The 16,849-nt window shown below is 70.3% G+C and carries 18 protein-coding genes; 7 read left to right on the top strand and 11 right to left on the bottom strand.

All coding sequences use genetic code 11. The features are described from left to right. Positions 1 to 125: 125 nt before the first annotated feature. From LOZ83_RS29480 to LOZ83_RS29500, 5 genes are all read left to right on the top strand, one after another. Complete coding sequence (locus LOZ83_RS29480) at positions 126 to 872, top strand: YcnI family protein (protein ID WP_236794986.1); 747 nt, start codon at positions 126 to 128, stop codon at positions 870 to 872. A gap of 28 nt (positions 873 to 900) precedes the next feature. Continuing rightward, complete coding sequence (locus tag LOZ83_RS29485; protein WP_236794987.1) at positions 901 to 1,599, top strand: helix-turn-helix domain-containing protein; 699 nt, start codon at positions 901 to 903, stop codon at positions 1,597 to 1,599. A 17-nt stretch (positions 1,600 to 1,616) separates the two neighbouring features. Then, a complete protein-coding gene (locus LOZ83_RS29490; RefSeq protein WP_236794988.1) occupies positions 1,617 to 2,426 on the top strand; it encodes a hypothetical protein in 810 nt (269 codons plus the stop codon). A 78-nt stretch (positions 2,427 to 2,504) separates the two neighbouring features. Continuing rightward, positions 2,505 to 3,371, top strand: coding sequence for a helix-turn-helix domain-containing protein (locus LOZ83_RS29495; RefSeq protein ID WP_236794989.1), 867 nt, complete (start codon positions 2,505 to 2,507; stop codon positions 3,369 to 3,371). 193 nt (positions 3,372 to 3,564) lie between these two features. Next, on the top strand, positions 3,565 to 4,530 hold the full coding sequence (locus LOZ83_RS29500; RefSeq protein WP_236794990.1) for a PDR/VanB family oxidoreductase: 966 nt from the start codon (positions 3,565 to 3,567) through the stop codon (positions 4,528 to 4,530). A gap of 21 nt (positions 4,531 to 4,551) precedes the next feature. Here LOZ83_RS29500 and LOZ83_RS29505 read toward each other — a convergent pair whose 3' ends face one another. The 8 genes from LOZ83_RS29505 to LOZ83_RS29540 all read right to left on the bottom strand — a co-directional run bounded on the left by LOZ83_RS29505 (position 4,552) and on the right by LOZ83_RS29540 (position 12,325). Beyond that, the gene (locus tag LOZ83_RS29505; RefSeq protein ID WP_236794991.1) at positions 4,552 to 4,773 is read right to left on the bottom strand and encodes a hypothetical protein; all 222 of its coding nucleotides are present in this window, start codon (positions 4,771 to 4,773) and stop codon (positions 4,552 to 4,554) included. 82 nt (positions 4,774 to 4,855) lie between these two features. Continuing rightward, positions 4,856 to 6,331 (bottom strand): NADH-quinone oxidoreductase subunit C, encoded by a 1,476-nt coding sequence (locus LOZ83_RS29510; RefSeq protein WP_236794992.1) that lies wholly within the window; start codon positions 6,329 to 6,331, stop codon positions 4,856 to 4,858. Continuing rightward, the gene (locus LOZ83_RS29515) at positions 6,328 to 7,809 is read right to left on the bottom strand and encodes a proton-conducting transporter membrane subunit (protein ID WP_236794993.1); all 1,482 of its coding nucleotides are present in this window, start codon (positions 7,807 to 7,809) and stop codon (positions 6,328 to 6,330) included. The genes LOZ83_RS29510 and LOZ83_RS29515 overlap by 4 nt, the downstream gene beginning before the upstream one ends. Beyond that, complete coding sequence (locus LOZ83_RS29520) at positions 7,809 to 8,459, bottom strand: hypothetical protein (RefSeq protein ID WP_236794994.1); 651 nt, start codon at positions 8,457 to 8,459, stop codon at positions 7,809 to 7,811. Before LOZ83_RS29520 ends, LOZ83_RS29515 begins: the two co-directional genes overlap by 1 nt. Before the next feature lie 11 nt (positions 8,460 to 8,470). Beyond that, entirely contained in the window at positions 8,471 to 9,421 is a 951-nt protein-coding gene (locus LOZ83_RS29525) for a respiratory chain complex I subunit 1 family protein (RefSeq protein WP_236794995.1), read from the bottom strand. Next, positions 9,418 to 11,418, bottom strand: a complete 2,001-nt coding sequence (locus tag LOZ83_RS29530; protein WP_236794996.1) for a proton-conducting transporter membrane subunit — start codon at positions 11,416 to 11,418, stop codon at positions 9,418 to 9,420. Before LOZ83_RS29530 ends, LOZ83_RS29525 begins: the two co-directional genes overlap by 4 nt. Beyond that, positions 11,415 to 11,915 (bottom strand): NADH-quinone oxidoreductase subunit B family protein, encoded by a 501-nt coding sequence (locus LOZ83_RS29535; protein WP_236794997.1) that lies wholly within the window; start codon positions 11,913 to 11,915, stop codon positions 11,415 to 11,417. Before LOZ83_RS29535 ends, LOZ83_RS29530 begins: the two co-directional genes overlap by 4 nt. Positions 11,916 to 11,953: 38 nt before the next feature. Further along, complete coding sequence (locus LOZ83_RS29540; protein ID WP_236794998.1) at positions 11,954 to 12,325, bottom strand: helix-turn-helix transcriptional regulator; 372 nt, start codon at positions 12,323 to 12,325, stop codon at positions 11,954 to 11,956. A 139-nt stretch (positions 12,326 to 12,464) separates the two neighbouring features. On the opposite strand from LOZ83_RS29540, the gene LOZ83_RS29545 reads away from it, so the two are divergent. Continuing rightward, positions 12,465 to 12,872 carry a pyridoxamine 5'-phosphate oxidase family protein gene (locus LOZ83_RS29545; protein WP_236794999.1) on the top strand — a complete coding sequence of 136 codons (408 nt, stop codon included), beginning with the start codon at positions 12,465 to 12,467 and terminating at the stop codon, positions 12,870 to 12,872. Here LOZ83_RS29545 and LOZ83_RS29550 read toward each other — a convergent pair. Continuing rightward, positions 12,869 to 13,516, bottom strand: a complete 648-nt coding sequence (locus tag LOZ83_RS29550; protein WP_236795000.1) for a TetR/AcrR family transcriptional regulator — start codon at positions 13,514 to 13,516, stop codon at positions 12,869 to 12,871. The two genes, LOZ83_RS29545 and LOZ83_RS29550, sit on opposite strands and share 4 nt — an antisense overlap. A gap of 113 nt (positions 13,517 to 13,629) precedes the next feature. Here LOZ83_RS29550 and LOZ83_RS29555 point away from each other — a divergent pair, with 113 nt between their 5' ends. Next, positions 13,630 to 14,364, top strand: a complete 735-nt coding sequence (locus LOZ83_RS29555) for an SDR family oxidoreductase (RefSeq protein ID WP_236795001.1) — start codon at positions 13,630 to 13,632, stop codon at positions 14,362 to 14,364. On the opposite strand, the gene LOZ83_RS29560 is transcribed toward LOZ83_RS29555, so the two are convergent. Both LOZ83_RS29560 and LOZ83_RS29565 read right to left on the bottom strand, forming a co-directional pair. Then, positions 14,361 to 15,131 (bottom strand): alpha/beta fold hydrolase, encoded by a 771-nt coding sequence (locus tag LOZ83_RS29560; RefSeq protein ID WP_236795002.1) that lies wholly within the window; start codon positions 15,129 to 15,131, stop codon positions 14,361 to 14,363. The genes LOZ83_RS29555 and LOZ83_RS29560 overlap by 4 nt on opposite strands. 97 nt (positions 15,132 to 15,228) lie before the next feature. Beyond that, positions 15,229 to 16,776, bottom strand: coding sequence for a long-chain-fatty-acid--CoA ligase (locus tag LOZ83_RS29565; RefSeq protein WP_236795003.1), 1,548 nt, complete (start codon positions 16,774 to 16,776; stop codon positions 15,229 to 15,231). Positions 16,777 to 16,849: the final 73 nt, after the last annotated feature.

The raw sequence follows: 16,849 nt of genomic DNA on the forward strand, positions 1-16,849 counted from the left end.
CTCCGGGCGTCTCCTTGTAATGAACCGTCAACAGGCGCGTCATGTGCCGATTACATGTGCTCGCTTTATTGTCCGAAATCCCGTTTTCGCCACATGTGTCCGGCGAAACTCGAGAAAGGACAGACATGCGCGCACCGCACGCACCGGGTACGGCCGGTCGCGGCCTCTCGTGGTCCCGCCGCCTCGCGGTGGTGGTCTGCACGGGAGCCGCCGCGATGTTCACCGGCCTGCCGTTCGCCGTCGCCCACGTCTCGGTCACCCCGGACACCGCGCAGGCCGGGGATCCGGCAGTGCTTTCCTTCCGGGTGCCCAACGAACGCGACGACGCGACGACCGTGCGCGTCGAGGTGACCTTCCCCGCCGACCAGCCGCTCGAGTCCGTGGTCCCCCGCGCGCTGCCGGGCTGGAAGATCGACGTACGGAAGCAGATGACCGCCCAGCCCGCCGAACCCGGTCACGACAACGACGAGATGGACGGCGGCACGGTGTCGTCGATCGTGTGGGAAGGCGGTGCCATCCCGTCCGGGACGTTCGAGGAGTTCCCGGTCCGGATCGGGAAGATACCCGGCTCGGGCACGCTCGCTTTCGTTGCGCTGCAAACCTATTCCGACGGCCAGACGGTCCGCTGGGCCGACCCGGTGCGGCCCGGGCAGCCCGAGCCGGAGCATCCCGCGCCCACCGTCACCGTCGCGCCACTGGCCGCCGTCACACCACCAGCAGAGTCCACTTCGGACACACCGGCGCGGGTGCTGGCGGGTGCGGGGCTCGCCGCCGGACTCGGCGCGGCGGCCGTGGCATTGGTCCGGCGGCGCCCGGTGCGCCCAGCGCCGGTGTCCGAAGTGGACCAGAAACGAGAGACCACGCGGTTGTAGCGCGGGTCCGAGCAAAGGGGTGGCAGAGATGGACGTTCAACAGCGGCCGGCCGACGCACGGAGCCTGCCGGTGGACGAACTGGAACAGCTTCGGCGGCAGGCGGTCGCCGCCGTCGGTTCAGGTCTCCCCCAGACACAGGTCGCGCGCCTGTTCGGGGTGTCGAGGAAGGCCGTCGGTAACTGGGTGCGCGCCTACAAGTCCGGTGGCGAACCCGCGCTCCGGCCGCAGGCCCGTGGCCGGCGGGCCGGCGACCGCCTGGTGCTGTCCTGGCCGCAACAGGCCCGGCTGCTCGCCGCGCTGACCGGGGCGACACCCGACGAGCTCGGATTTCCGTCTCTGCTGTGGACCCGGAGAGCGGTCGCGGCCCTGATCCACCGCGAGTTCGGCGTCGCCCTCGCGAGTTCCACGATCGACCACTACCTGCTCCGCTGGGAACTGATCCGGCGAGAGGGCGTGTTCGCGCGGTGGTGCGAATGCCCGCCCGGAGCGCTCCTGGTGACCTGGACCCGGCCGCGCTCGGCGGCCGAAGCCGATCGCGGCCACGCCCTGGTCGCCGTCAGCGATCGCGGCCTGCTGCATTTCCTCGCCGGGGAACGGCCGTTCACCGCGGCCACGCTGATCGAATTCAGAAAGCGCTTACGCGTGCAACTCGCCCGCGACGTCCGGCTGCTCGTCCGCGAATGGCCGGCCGCCCACACGGCACTGCTCGAATGCTGGCCGAAGTGAACCGGGGAAGGAATCGCATGCGGGGACGACACTTTCTCGCCGCGGGCGCGGTGACGCTCACCTGCCTGATCGGTGCGCCGGCGGCCGCGGCCGAGCCCGTGACCGCACCGAGTTGTTCGAGCACGGTCGAGGGCACGCCGGGCCAATCGGTCCTGCTGGACCCGGCTTCGGTGAGCGAGCCGGTGACGCGAGCGCTCGCGGGACTGGACCCGCTCGGTCTGCTGACCCCCGCCTTTCGTAAGGCGTGGGCGGGCACGGCGCCGATCCCCCTCGGCACCGTGCCCGAAGGGGGAGCCGAGATCACCGGAAGCCAGATCTCCCAGGCGGTGATCGGGCGGCTCGGCGAAATCCCGCTGCTGGGTCCAGTGCTGCAGCCGCTGACCTCCGCCGTGCGCGGCACACTGGCCTCGTTGTGCGCCATCGTGATCCGCGTCGAACACCCCGCGCCACCGGCCACCGCGAAGCCACCCGCCCCGGCCCCGGTCACGCCCGGCGCCGGGGCCACCGAATCCCCGGCCACCGGCAAGGGGTTCACGTCCAACGAGGGTGCGGGCACCCCGTCCGTGAGCGCCGGCGCGGTCTTCGGCTCACGACTGGCGGACCTGATACCGGGACCGGCCCTGTACCCGATGATGGCCATCGGCGCACCGGGCTCGCCGGCGAACCCGCCGCTGGTAGTGGTGCCGGCGCCGCAGACCGCGGGCTCGGCGGAGGCCTTGCCGGCGAAGGACGACGGGCTCTCCCCCGTCGTGCTGACCGCGCTCGTGGTGCTCACCCTCGTCAGCGCACAACTCGTGCGCCGCTGGGTGCTCAACCCACGACGTTAATCACACATTAACGAACCTTCCGCGCCCAACGGTCGCCGGTGACAATTCGTTTACCTCAGGATATCCGGAGCGAACAGGATGTTCGCCACCATTCAGGGCTTGGACATGGCCGGTCGTGACGCGCGGGGCATCTCGGCGGAAGCGTTGGAAGAACTCCGCCGGCGCGCCGTCGCGGCCGTCGAAGCCGGGGGCACCCGCGCCGAGGTCGCACGCCTTCTCGGCGTGTCAAGGAAAACCGTCGGGGCGTGGGTGTCGTCCTACCAGCGCCTCGGCGACGACGCGTTCCGCCCGAAGCGGCGGGGCCGGCGCCCCGGCGAGCAGTACGCCCTCTCCCCCGCCCAGCAGGCGTGGACGGTGCGGACCATTGTGGACGGCAGCCCGGACCGGCACGGCCTGCCGCACCGCCTGTGGAACCGGCAGGCGATCGCCGAGCTGATCAACCGGGAGTTCGGGGTGCTGATCAGCGCCGCGACCATCTCGCAGTACCTGTCCCGCTGGGGACTGATCGAGGAATCCCGGCTGCTGGAGCTGATGCGTGGCCGCGTCACCGCTGTCGTACCGCGCCAGCGCACACCGGCGCGCGGCGACGAGTGGCTCGACGACGCGGAAGCCCTCTGGCTCGCCTGGACCAGGCCGCGCCGCCCGCCCGACGCCGGACGCGGCCCGGTCGCGACCGGACAGAACCTGATGACCGGCTTCCGGGACTATTTCGGCGACGTCAACGTCCTGCTCGCGATGTCGCGGCGCGGAATGGTTTTCTTCCAGGCTCAGCGGGGTCCGTTCGACGCCGATCAGGCAGCCGATTTCCTGCAGCGACTGATGGCCCAGTTCGGTCGCGGGCTCAACGTCGTCGTGTGCGCCTGGCCCCTGGAGCACTACGAGGTTCTCGGTCTCTCGTCGCACGGCCACCCCGGCCGGGTCGCCTTCCGGTTCACCCTCGGCTAGCGCGAACAACGCACTTTTCTGGTATTCTTCGCACAGGCGCGGAAGGTATTTGCCCCCACGTATCATCGAGCATTTCACCGCACCAGTGAATCGGCGTGAGAATCCCGATACAGGGAATTGACGTCCGGGCCATGTGGCTGTTTCCCAGAAAGTTTTGACTACTCCTGGAACGACCTGGACGACTGGGAGAGTCATGACCGTCAACGCACTTCCGCAGACCGAACTCGACCTCGAAGTTCTGGTGGCGCGCAAGGAAGCGATCGCGGACGACGTGGTCCGGCTGACCTTCCGCCACCCCGGCGGCGAGCCGTTGCCGCCGTGGCTCCCCGGCGCACACCTCGATCTGGTCCTCCAGCCCGGACTGGTGCGGCAGTATTCGTTGTGCGGGGATCCCGGCGATCGCTCCGTGCTGGAGGTGGCCGTACTCCGCGAACGCGCGAGCCGGGGCGGTTCCGAACTCGTGCACACCGGCCTGCACGCGGGCGACCTGGTGCGGATCCGCGGGCCGCGCAACCACTTCCCACTGGTGGCGGCGCAGCGTTACCTGTTCATCGCGGGCGGTATCGGCATCACGCCGATCGTCCCGATGATCGCCGCCGCCGACGAAGCCGGCGCCGAATGGCAGCTGATGTACGGCGGCCGCACCCGCTCGTCGATGGCCTTCCACCAGGAACTGAGCCAGAAATACGGGGACCGCGTGCGCATCTGCCCACGCGACGAAGGCGGCCTGCCCGAACTACGGGACCTGTTCGCCACCGCGCCCGAGGGCACTTCGGTGTACTGCTGCGGCCCCGAAGCCCTGCTGACCGACGCCGAACGGCGCCACGCGGACCGGCCGTCGGTCAGCCTGCACGTGGAGCGGTTCTCCCCCAAGGAAAACAACGACCCCGGCACGGAATTCGAGGTCGAGCTGGCCCGATCGGGGATAACGGTGACCGTGCCGGCCGACAGATCGATCCTGGAGGTGGCCGAGGACGCCGGGGTCCCCGTGCTGTCGTCCTGCCAGGAAGGTGTCTGTGGGACCTGCGAGACGGCCGTGCTCGAAGGCGTGCCCGACCACCGCGACTCAGTGCTCACCGAAGACGAGCAGGCCGCGAACGACACCATGATGATCTGCGTCTCCCGCGCCTGCGGACGACGCCTCGTCCTGGATCTCTAGCGTCCTGAGCGGCGATTGTGCTCAGTCCCGCAGGGCCGCCTCGTCCTCCGCGAGCGCCCGGCGCATCTCCGGAGCGATCAGCGCGTCGGTGCCGACGCCATGGCGGCCGGCGACTTCCACCAGGTCGGCCAACCGCGCCCGGTGCAGGTACGCCTCATAGGGATGCCCCACCTCCAGCGCCTGCAGTGACGCCTGCTGGGCCTCCATGATCCCGCGGCGAAGCTCCGCGGCGAACTGATTCACCAGCCTCAACCCTCCCCGATGCCACAGCCTCGTCGAATATAGACAATCTACCATGTCAGCAGTTAACAAAACTTGCAACTCTTCACAGGTCGTTGCCGGCGTAGGAGAGATTGAAGCTCTTGTTGGTCAGCGGGAAGTCGGGAACGATCGTGTCCGCCAGCGCGACGGGGAGCGCGGGCCAGTTGAAGAAGCTCGGGTCGACGATCTTGACCCGGGTCAGCGTGCCGTCGGGCGCGAGTTCGACGCGGTGGACGATGGTGCCGCGCCAGCCCTCCACGATCCCGACCCCGGACCGCGCGACCGGGCTCAATCCCGGCGCGGCGGTGGCGTCCAGGTCGCGGACGTCGGCGGCGAGCCGGGTGACCAGGGCGATGGCGTGCCGGATCTCCTCGGCGCGCACCATGAAACGGGACAGCACATCGCCGTCGGTGTGGGTGTGCTCGGCCGGGGTGCCGCCCATGTCGAAGAACGGGTGGTCGATCCGGGCGTCGCCGGTGAGACCGCTGGCGCGGGCGACGTAACCGAGGGTGCCCAGGTCGGCCGCCTGCTGGCGGGTGAGCACGGCGGTGCCGGTGAACCGGTCGCGCACGACGCTGTGCGACAGGGCCAGCTCCACGATCTCGATGATGTCGGCGTCGAGATCGGCCAGCAGGTCGAGATCGGGCGGGTTGAGAATGTGGGCGCCACCGGGGTGGATGGCGCCGCGCAGCAGCCGGTGCCCGGTGACGTGATCGTTGTGGCGCAACAGATGTTCGCGGACGCGCTGGGCTTGGGTGTTGAGGATGCCGTGCCCGACGTCGTTGCACAGGGCACCGAGGTCGGTGATGTGGTTGTAGAGCCGTTCCAGTTCCAGCAGGATGGCCCGGATCCGCAGGGCGTCGTCCGGCACGGCGATGCCGTAGGCGTCTTCGACGGCGAGGCAGAACGCGAGGGTGTGGCCGGCGGTGGTGTCGCCGCTGACGCGTCCGGCCAGGTCGAGGGCAGCGGCGGCGCGGCGGCCCTGGAAGAGTTTCTCGATTCCTTTGTGGACGAACCAGAGGCGGGCCTTGAGGTTGAGGATGGTCTCCCCCACCACGGAGAACCGGAAGTGCCCCGGTTCGATCATCCCGGCGTGCACCGGCCCGACCGGGATCTCGTACACCCCGTCCCCTTCGACCGTCCTAAAAGGATACGGACCGGCCACGTCCTCGAAGGCGGGCGGTGTCCCGGCGTCGCTCAGCATCGGGTACCAGCCCTGCGGCCAGTGGAAGTGGCGGACCAGCCTCCGCGGCAACGGATGGTTCTCGGGGACGATGCCGAACAGGTCCCGCATCTCGCGTTCGAACCGGCCGGCGGGGAACGACAGTCCGGCCAGGGTGGGTACCCGCGGGTTGTTCTTGTCGAGCGGGATGTGGAGTTCGACGCGCCGGTCCGGGTTCGCGGCGGTGAACAGGTACACCGCGCGCAGCTTGTCGCCGTCGTCGTGCCCGGCGACGAGCGCCACCCGGAATCCCTTGGCCAGCAAGGATTCGGCCTGCGCGGGTAACTCGGTGGGGGTGAGGGTGCGGGCGTCGGTCATGGTGTTCCCGTGAGAAGGTCGGCGGCCTGGTGCAACAAGGTCGCGAGCGGGCCCGCCGCGACGCCGAGCACGGCGGCGGCGAGCAACCCGCCGGCCAGCGCGACTGAAGGCGCGGTGGACAGGCGGGTGGTCGTGACGATCCCCCCGTGTGGCAGGGGTTCTTCGGGTGGAGTGCCGAGCAGCATGCGGCTGGTGTGGCCGACCAGCGCGGCCGCGATCACGAGCACCAGCAGCAACGCGAGCGCGGTGATCCAGCCGAGGCCGGCGGCGAAGCCGGCGCGGGCGAGGCCGAACTCGCTGGCGAACAGGCTGAACGGGGGCAACCCGATCAGGGCCAGCACGCCCAGCCCCACGCATCCGGCGAGCAGCGGGTCGCGCGCGGCCAGCCCGCGCACCCCGTCGATGCGACTGGTTCCCGTGATCTGCAGGATGCGGCCCGCCCCGAGGAACAACACTGCTTTCACGAGACCGTGGCCCAGGATGTGCAACAGCGCGGCGGCGAGGGCGAGGGGGCTGCCGATCGCGGCGCCGAGCGAGGCGAGGGCGAGGTGTTCGATGCTGGAATAGGCCAGCATCCGCTTGTAGTCCCGCTGCGCGAGCAGCAGCGACGCCGCCACGGCGAGGGAGGCCAGCGCCATGACGGCGAGCAGGGCGCGGGCGAACCCGGGACCGAGAACGGCATCGGAGATCACCTTGACCCGCAGGATCGCGTACAGCGCGACCGAGAGCAGCACCCCGGACATCAGCGCCGACACCGGTGCGGGGGCCTGCGAATGCGCGTCGGGGAGCCAGGCGTGCAGGGGCGCCAGCCCGGCCTTGGTGCCGAAACCGAGGATCAGCAGAGTGACCGCGATCCGCGCCACCCCGGGGTCGAGATCGTGCGCGCCCGCCGTCAGTGCGGCCAGGCCGAGCCCGGTGCCGTGCGCGGCGTAGTTGAGCAGCAGGGTGCCCAGCAGCGCCAGCGCGATCCCGGTGGAGCAGATGACGACGTATTTCCAGGCGGCCTCGAGTGCGGTCTTGGTGCGGCGCTGCCCGACCAGGAAGGCGGTGACTATGGTGGTCGCCTCGATCGCCACCCACAGGACACCGAGATTTGCCGCCAGCACCGCGGTGGCCATGGCGGCCAGGAACAGCTGTACGAGCACGCTGTGCCGCGTCGCGGTGCGCTCGGTCGCGCGGCCCGCGGCGATCTCGGCACGCAGGTAGGCGGGCGTGGCGGCGGTGGCGAGCAGGGCGACCGCGCCGATCACGATCAGCATGAACGCCGACAGCGCGTCGACCCGCAGCACGCCCGCGACGGCCGTCCGCGGCCCGGACTGTCCAATTTGGACGGCCACGCCGCTGGCCGCGGCCAGGACGACGGCGGCCGCCAGCGGCGACAGCCAGGCCGTCGCCTTGTGCCAGCCGAGTGCGGCGTAACCGAGCGCGGCGAGCAGCGGAACGACGATCGCGGCCAGGGACAGGAAAGACACAGTCATCAGTCGTGCAGCTCCCGCAGTTCGTCGAGATCGGTGTCGCCGAACGTCTCCCGGATCCGGGTGGTGAGGATCTGCAGCACCAGGACCGCGAGCAGCACGTCGAGGGAGATGCCGGCCTCGACGAGCAGGCCGACACTGGTGGTGGTGAGGAACCCGACCGCGGTGATCCCGTTGTCCAGCAACAGGAATCCGACCAGCTGGGACAGTGCCCGGCGGCGGGTGACCAGCACGAAGAACCCGATCAGCACCACCGTCATCCCGACCGGGATCGCCTGGGTCGCCGGCGATGGTGCAAGCGCGACCAGCGGCGGGGAAACCGCGTAGGCCAGCAGCGTCAGCACGGCCGCGGTCAGCAGTGAGGCGGCGACATTGACCAGCGGGCGGGTCTCCCGCGCGGCGGCCCCGCCACGGGCGAGCGCGCGGCGCAGCAGCCAGGGCAGCACACCGGCGCGCAGCACGAGAATCCCGGCGGCCACGCCCCACAGCTCGGGCGCGCCCTCGCCGGCGGCCAGTACGGCAACGAGGGCGGCGAGTGCGACACCCTGCAGGGCGAACACCCGGATGATGACGGCCAGCTCGCGGCGCCACAGGATGAGCACCGCGGTGAGCAGGAGCGCCCCGCACGCCAGATCCAGCAGCTGAACGTTCACGGTGGCCCCTTTCAGGCGAGGAAGAACGAGGCGGCCACGGCCAGCAGGGCGAGCAGGAACGACCCGGCGAGCAGCTCCGGCACCCGGAACAGCCGCATCTTGGCGAGGAACACCTCGCCCGCGGCGAGCGCGGCGCCGAGCAACCCGACCTTGACCACCAGCGCGGCCACCCCGATCAGCAGGGCGAGCGGGGTGGCGGTGGTGGCGATGCCCCACGGCAGGAACAGGTTCGCCAGCAGTCCCAGGAACACCGACAGCCGCATCGCCGAGGCGAGTTCCACCAGCGCCAGGTCCGGGCCGGCGTATTCGAGGACCATCGCCTCGTGCACCATGGTCAGCTCCAGGTGCGTGGCGGGGTTGTCCACCGGCAACCGCCCGGTCTCGGCGATGATGACCACGATCAGGGCGACCGCGGCCAGCAGGCTGACCGGGGAGATCACCCGCGCCGGATCATCCAATGTGGACGATATGATGGCGGCGAGATTCGTCGAGCCGACCCGTACCGACAGGGCGAAGATCGCGACCAGCAGGGTGGGCTCGACGAGCGCGAGGATCGTCGTCTCCCGGCTGGCGCCCATCCCGCCGAACGCGGTGCCCGTGTCCAGCCCGGCCAGCGCGAGCGCCACCGCGCCCAGGGCGAGGAGGGCGACGACCGCGAACAGGTCCGCCACCGGATCCACCGCCGAAGCGGTGGTCACGAACGGGACCACCACGGCCACCACGAGCGTCGTGGCCATCAGCACCAGCGGCGCGTAGCGGAACACCTCGCTCGTCCCGCGCGGCGTCACGGACTCCTTGTGCAGCAACAGTTTCCGCAGATCGCGCCAGGGTTGCAGCACACCGGGGCCGGCGCGGCCCTCCAGCTTCGCCCGGACCTGCCGCAGCACCCCGATCAGCAGCGGCGAGCCGGCCACCACCAGCAGCGGCTGCACCACGCCGCCCACCACGCCCAAGGCGCTCACCGGGTCACCGCCAGCAGGATCAGCACTCCGCACACGGTGTAGAAGCCGTACCCGAGGTAGCGGTGCACACTCCCGTTCGCCAGCGACCGGCCCGCCGAACCCCAGGCCCGGGCGGCCGCGAGGACCGGTTCGTACAAGCGGCGCTCGACCCGGTCCGGCACCCGCCGCCGGTAGGCCACGGCCTGGACGAGATAGCGGGACTCGTCGTGGTGATCGACGTCCACATCGGTCTCCGGCCGCACCACGTCGTCGAACACCCGCTGCACGGGTTCGGCGAACGAAGTCGCGGTGTACTCCATGCGCGCCGACATCGGCCCGGCGCCGCAGTCCCACAACCGCGCCTCCCGGCGGGCGCGCCGCGCCAGCAGCCCCCGCACCAACGCGAGGGTGATGACCGCGCCGGCCACCAGCGCCAGGACCAGCACCAGCGGTGACAACGTCCCGGCGACGTCCGCGAGCCGCAGCGTCACCGCCTCACCGGTGGTCGGGTCGCCGAATCCCGACGCCGCCGCGACCCCCGGCAGAACCGTGGCGGGCAGCACCGCCAGCACCCCGCAGGCGACCGCCGCCAGACCCATCCCGGCCAGCATGCTCGGCGGGCTCTCGTGCGCCTGCGCCGCGCCGGTGCCGCGGGGTTTGGCTAGGAACCCGACCCCGAACGCCTTCACGAACGTGGCCACCGCCAGCCCCGCGGTCAACGCCACCGCCGCGACCGCGAGCGGCATCGCGACCGCGGTCGCCACCCCGGCGGCGGGCAGCCCGTGGATCAATGCCTGCAGCAGCAACCATTCCGAGACGAACGCGGTGCCGGGCGGCAACGCGGACGCCGCCAGCGCACCCAGTCCGAACAGCCCTGTCGTCACCGGCATCGACCGGCGCAGCCCACCCAGATGGTCCAGGTCGCGGGTGCCGGTGCCGTGCAGCACCGACCCGGCCGCGAGGAACAGCAATGTCTTGAACGCGGCGTGATTCACCACGTGCAGCAGCGCCGCAGCCAGCGCCACCCCGGCCAGCACCCGCTGCCCCGAGGCCGCGAACAACCCCGCCGCCCCCACGCCGACCAGCACCAGGCCCAGGTTTTCGGTGGTGGAATAGCCGAGCAGCCGTTTGAGGTCGTTGTTGATCGCCGCCTGCAGGATCCCGTACACCGCCGAGGCGGCGCCGAGCGCCAGCACGAGCAGCCACCACCAGCGCGGCCCGCCGTGCAGCAGGTCGAACCCGACCCGCACGATCCCATACACCCCGAGGTTGACCATCGCCGCCGACATCAACGCCGACACATGGCTCGGCGCCTCGGGATGCGCCCGCGGCAACCACGCGTGCAACGGCAGGATCCCCGCCTTCGAGGCGAACCCCGCCAGCGTCAGCACGAACACCGCGGCGGCTGTCGCCCCGGACAGGTGGGCCGATCGCAAGGCGGCGAAGGAATCCCCGCCCGCGTGCGCGGCGAAAACCACCAGTCCTATTAGGACGGTCACGAATCCGAGGTGCGTCATCACCGCATACCAGCGGCCCGCCGATGCCACCTCCGGCCGCCGGCGATGCTCGGCCAGCACCAGCAGCAGCGACGTGGCAGCCATCAACTCCCAGCACACCGCGAACGTGCCGACGCTCGCCGATGCCGGCACCAGCAGCATCGCGACCACGAACAGCGGGAAAACCGCTTGCGTGGCACGGGCTTGCAGGCCGTGCCGGGCGTAGCCGATCCCGTAGATCCCCGCCGCGATCGCCACCCCGCCGGTCACCGCGACGAACAACCCGCCCAGCGTGTCCAGTCCGAACGCGACCCCGGACAACGGCAGCAATCCCGGCCACGTAACGGAAAACGACTGACCGGCCAGCGCCGCCACCCCGGCCGGCACCCCGGCCGCGCCGGTCAGCGCCGTCCCGGTACCCACCACCGCCGCGCGAGCCCCGCGCGGCACGACCAGTCCCGCGAGCGCGCTCACAACACCGAGCGTCCCGGCCACGCCGAGACCTGTGGCCGCGAGGTTCATCGCCCGGTCAGCTTCCGCAGCCCCTCGACGATGGCCTCCGGCCGCGGCGGGCAGCCGGTGATCTCCACATCCACCGGCAGCACGTCGGACACCGCGCCCGTCACCCCGTAGGCCCCGGCGAAGGCTCCGCAATTGCGGGCACAATCCCCAACGGCGACAACGAGTTTCGGTCCGGGTACCGCGTCGTAGGTGCGACGTAGCGGCTCGGTCATGTTCCGGGTCACCGGCCCGGTCACCAGCAGCGCGTCCGCGTGCCGGGGCGAGGCGACGAGCCGGGCGCCGTACCGTTCGGCGTCGTACACCGGCCCGAACGCCGACCCGATCTCCACCTCGCACCCGTTGCACGACCCGGCGTCCACATGCCGTACCTGCACCGACCCGCCCAGCGCGGCCGCGGCCGGCGAGCGGTCACCGCCGGGGGGCGGCGGCGCGGGCTCGGCGACCCTGCCCGTACGGTGGATCTTGCGCCACAAACCCAGCACTACATGCTCCAACATCGTCCACGACAGCGGGAATCAGCGGTGTGCGGCGTGCTCTAGGTGTCGCGCGAGGCGGAATCCCCGCGCCCTCGCGCGACCGGCACCGGTGTGCGCAGGTCGTCGAGCAGCTCCACCTGCCCGGACAGCACCCCGGTCAGGATCCTGCGCGCCACTGTCAGCAACTCCGCCACATGCGGGCTGGTCAGCGAGTAGAACACGCTCGACCCTTCCTTGCGCGTAGTCACCAGGCCGGTGCGGCGCAGTACCGCCAGCTGCTGCGACAGGTTCGCCGGCTCGATACCGACCTCGGGCAGCATCTCGGCGACCGCGTGCTCGCGCTCCGACAACAGCTCCAGCACCCGGATCCGGGCGGGATGGCCCAGCGTCTTGAAGAACTCCGCCTTCAGCTGGTACAGGGGCCTGCTCACCGCTACTCCTCCCGGGCACGCCATTCAACAGTTGCTAATCTTAGCAAGTCAGAAAGAGGTGGCATCGACCTGCCGCCACTGCCCGGTGACGTGCCTCTGCCCCGGGCCTCCCCACCGCCGCAGACGGGACCCGCACCGCATGATCAACGCACGGCACCTGACCGACCTGGACCGCGACGAGGCCCTGCGGCTGCTCGGCAGCGTCAGCCTCGGCCGGATCGTGTTCACCGACGAGGCGCTGCCCGCCATCCGCCCGGTCAACCACATCCTCGACGGTGGCGATGTGATCATGCGCAGCCACACCGGCGCCACCCTCGACTCCAGCATCAACACGGTTGTCGCCTACGAAGCGAACGACATCCACCCCGACGAGCACACCGGCTGGAGCGTCGTCGTCACGGGTATCGCCCGCAAGGTCACCAATCGCGACGCCGTCGCCCGGTACGAACACCTTCTGCGCCCCTGGGTCGACCAGCACATGGACCAGGTCCTGCGCATCCACCCCGAATTCGTCACCGGCTTCACCCTCACCGACGGCACTCTCTAGTCGTTCGAACGTGCCATCGCCTGGTAGAGCTGGGCATCGTCCAGCGGCGGGCCGGGAAGGGCATCCCCGCCGGTGGCCCGGAACCCGTCGAGCGCCACGTGCAGGTTTCGCCGCCAGGCCCCCGGCGCGACCTTGCCGGTGACCTCGGCGATCTTGCCGCCCGCCCAGAGCAGCATGACGAGGTCGGCGTTGGTCACATCCAGACGCACGACGCCCGCCTTCTGTGCCTGGGCAAGGGCGCGCTCCGCGAGCTGACAGAGCCGGTTGTGCAGGGCCTCGGTGCGCTCGTCACCGGGGAAGCGCCGCGAAACGAAGTCACTGAAGCCGCGGTCGCCCACTTGGGCCGAGCACAACACGTCGAGAAACGCGCGGAACCCGTCCCACGGACCGGCCGAGTCCAATGTGGACTCGATGCCGCCGAGGAACTCCCGCAGGGTCGCCCCGTAGACGGCCACCAGCAGGTCCGTGCGGTGTGGAAAGTGCCGGTAGAGGGTCCCGATCGCGAGGTTGGCGCTGCGCGCGATCCCTTCGAGCGAGGCAGTCAAACCCTGTTCGACGAAGGCGGTCCGAGCGTGCGTGATGAGCAGCTCGCGATTGCGGCGTGCGTCCCGGCGGGACGGCGGCGCGGGTTCGACGGCCGGCATGGCAGGAGCCTTTCGAAATCGAGATCGCCCTCAGTATAAGTCGAGGGGTAGCTCATGTTAATGTCGGCCTCGTACCGGAGGCACCCCTCACTATCGACGATCGGAAGCTCACCATGCCGAAGCTCGACGGCAAGACAGCGGTCATCACCGGCGGCACGGCCGGGATGGCCCTGACCACCGCGAAGCTGTTCGCCGAGGAAGGCGCGCGCGTCATCATCACCGGACGGCGCAAGGAAAAGCTGGACGAGGCGGTCGCCGAAATCGGCCACGATGCCACCGGCGTGCAGGGCGACGTCAGCAACCTCGAGGATCTCGACCGCCTGGTCGACGCCGTCACCGCGCACAGCGGCCGGGTCGACGTACTGTTCGCCAGCGCGGGAGCCCACACCTTGAACGAACCACTCGGCGCGGCGACCGAGAAATCCTTCGACGACGTCTTCGACGTCAACGTCCGGGGCACCTTCTTCACCGTGCAGAAGCTGCTGCCGCTACTGACCGACGGCGCCTCGATCATCCTCAACGGCTCGGCCGCGGCGGTACTGGGCAACCCCGCCAGCACCGTTTACGCCGCGAGTAAAGCCGCGCTGCGGTCGTTCGCCCGCACCTGGACCACCGACCTGAAGGAGCGGCACATCCGGGTCAACGTGCTCAGTCCCGGCGCGATCCGCACCCCCTCGTTCGAGGCGCTGCCACCGGAATTCATCTCCCACGCCCTCGCGGAGGTGCCCGTCGGCCGCGCGGGAACCGAAGCCGACATCGCCACCACCGCGCTGTTCCTCGCCTCGGCGGACTCCAGCTACATCACGGGCGCCGAACTGCCGGTCGACGGGGGCCTCACCCAGGTCTAGCGCGAGGACGCCACGAAATCCCGGACGAGCCCGACGAACGCGGCCGGCTGCTCCAGTGGCGCGAGATGTCCCGCGCCGGGGATCACCACGAGTTCGCCCGCGCCGAGTTCCCCGGCCAGCTCCTCGCCGCCCCGGAAGAAGTCGGGCAGGTCGTGCCCGCCGACACCGACCAGCGCGGGGCCGGCCAGGGTGCCGAGCGCGCCGGGGGTTTCGTCGAGCGGTGCCGCGGCCAGGGGTGTTTCGCCGTGCGTGAGCCGGGACGTCAACTGCTCGCGCAGCATGCGGTCCGCGTGCGCCTTCACTTCGGGCGCGGCGTCCGCCGAGGTCCAGGCCTCGACGCCGGCCCGCACCGCCGCGTCGAGGTCGCCCCGCGCCAGCGCGGTCTGTTCGTCGTCCCAGGCCTTCCGCAGGCGTGCCGAAGGCTCCTGGTCGTGGCGGCGATAGCCCACCAGAACCAGGCCCTCGACCCGGTCCGGTGCGAGAACAGCCACATTCAACGCGACCAGAGCGCCGAGAGAGTTGCCCGCGAGCACGAACCGCTCGGCGCCGAGGTGGTCGAGCGTCTCCAGAACATCCGTCCACGGCGTCAGCTCACCCCGGCCGTGCGCGATCGCGGCGCCGTAACCCGGCAGATCCGGTGCGATCACGCGGAAACCCGCGGCGGCGAACAGCGGCAGGTGCACTGTCCACATTGTCCGGTCCGTGGGCCGTGCGTGCAGCAGCACGATCACGGGCCCCCGCCCCGCTTCGTCGGCCGGCAGCAGCATCAGCGGAACCCGGCCGTGTTGTCGCTTTCCACACGCGGAACGTTAAGCGAGATGGCCACATGCTGCGTAGGCGTGCCACACCCACCCAGCCGGCGGTCTAGTTCACGCGCCGGTCCGTGGCGTTCCAGTGTTTCTCGCGCAGCTCGCGTTTGAGGATCTTGCCGGCACCGGAGATCGGCAGGGAATCGGCGAACTCGATGGTGCGCGGCGCCTTGTAGTTCGCGATCAGGGTCTTGGTGTGGGCGCGCAATTCCTCGGCGGTCGCCCGCATACCGTCCTGGAGCACGATGACCGCGTGCACGCGTTCACCCCACTGCTCGTCCGGCACGCCGATGACCGCGCATTGGGCGACCGCGGGATGTGCGGCGAGTGCGTTCTCGACCTCGGTGGAATAGACGTTTTCGCCACCGGAGACGATCATGTCCTTGAGCCGGTCGACGACATAGAGATAGCCGTCTTCGTCGAGATAGCCACCGTCGCCGGTGTGCATCCAGCCGTCCCGCAGCACCGCCGCGGTCTCTTCGGGCTTGTTCCAGTAGCCCTGCATCACATTGCCGCCGCGAACGGTGATTTCGCCGGTGGTGCCGGTGGGGACTTCCAGCCCGTCGATATCGACGACGCGGACTTCCACATGCGGCGCGGCACGTCCGGCCGAGCGCAGCCGGCTGCCGTCGCGGTGGTCCTCGGGTGACAGGAGGGTGGCCACGGGGGCGAGTTCGGTCATGCCGTACCCCTGGGTGAAGTCCGCTCCTCCGAAGACTTTCATGGCGCGGTCGAGCACCGCCTGCGAGATCGGCGAGGCGCCGTACATGACCGAACGAAGGTTGGTGAGGTCGAAGTCAGCCACATCGGGATGGTCCACGAGCATCTGGATCATGGTCGGCACCAGCAGGGTCGCGGTGACCCGGTGGCGTTCGAGGGCTTCCAGCACCGCCCGCGGCTCGAACCCGGGCACCATCACATGACTTCCGCCCAGCAACAGCACCGCGTAGAACCCCGCGAAGTCGGCGAGGTGGAACATGGGCGCGACGTGCAGGAACCGGTCCCCCGGGGCGTAGGTCCGGCCGCCCGCCGCCAGCCCGTAGGTGGACGTCGCCAGCGCCGCGTGACTCAGCATCACGCCCTTCGGTGATCCGGTGGTGCCGCCGGTGTAGAACACCCCGGCGAGGTCCTGGCCACCGCGACGAGCATCGCCGACAGGTTCGTGCGCCGAGATCAGTTCCTCGTACGACAACATGCCTTCCGGCGGTTCACCGTCCCCGCAGTGGATCACCGTGCGAAGACCGGGATGGGCCGCTCGCAGCGCGGGAACCGCCGGGGCGAACCGGTCATCGACGAAGAGCACCGTCGAGCCCGAGTCCACCAGGGAGTAGGCGATCTCGGCTGCGCTCCATCGAACGTTCACCGGGTTCAGCACGGCGTCGGCCCAGGGCACGGCGAGCAGGTACTCGGCATAGCGGTCCGAGTTCAGCGCCAGCATGGCCACCCGGTCGCCGGGATTGACTCCGAGCCCGCGCAACGCGGCCGCCAGCCGGGCCGTGCGGTCGGCCACCTCGGCGTGGGTGCGCACGCGCGTGCCGTAGATCGTCATCGCCTGGCCGGGATGGTGCTGCACGGCGCGGTGCAGGCCCTGGGTCAGATACATCGAGCACGTCCTTAGTGAATTGTTACAAGTGTGCTACATGCCACAATCGGCTTCTCATCTGGAGTTGTCAAGC

It is taken from the genome of Amycolatopsis sp. GM8 (genome assembly GCF_021653975.1).
Taxonomy (GTDB): domain Bacteria; phylum Actinomycetota; class Actinomycetes; order Mycobacteriales; family Pseudonocardiaceae; genus Amycolatopsis_E.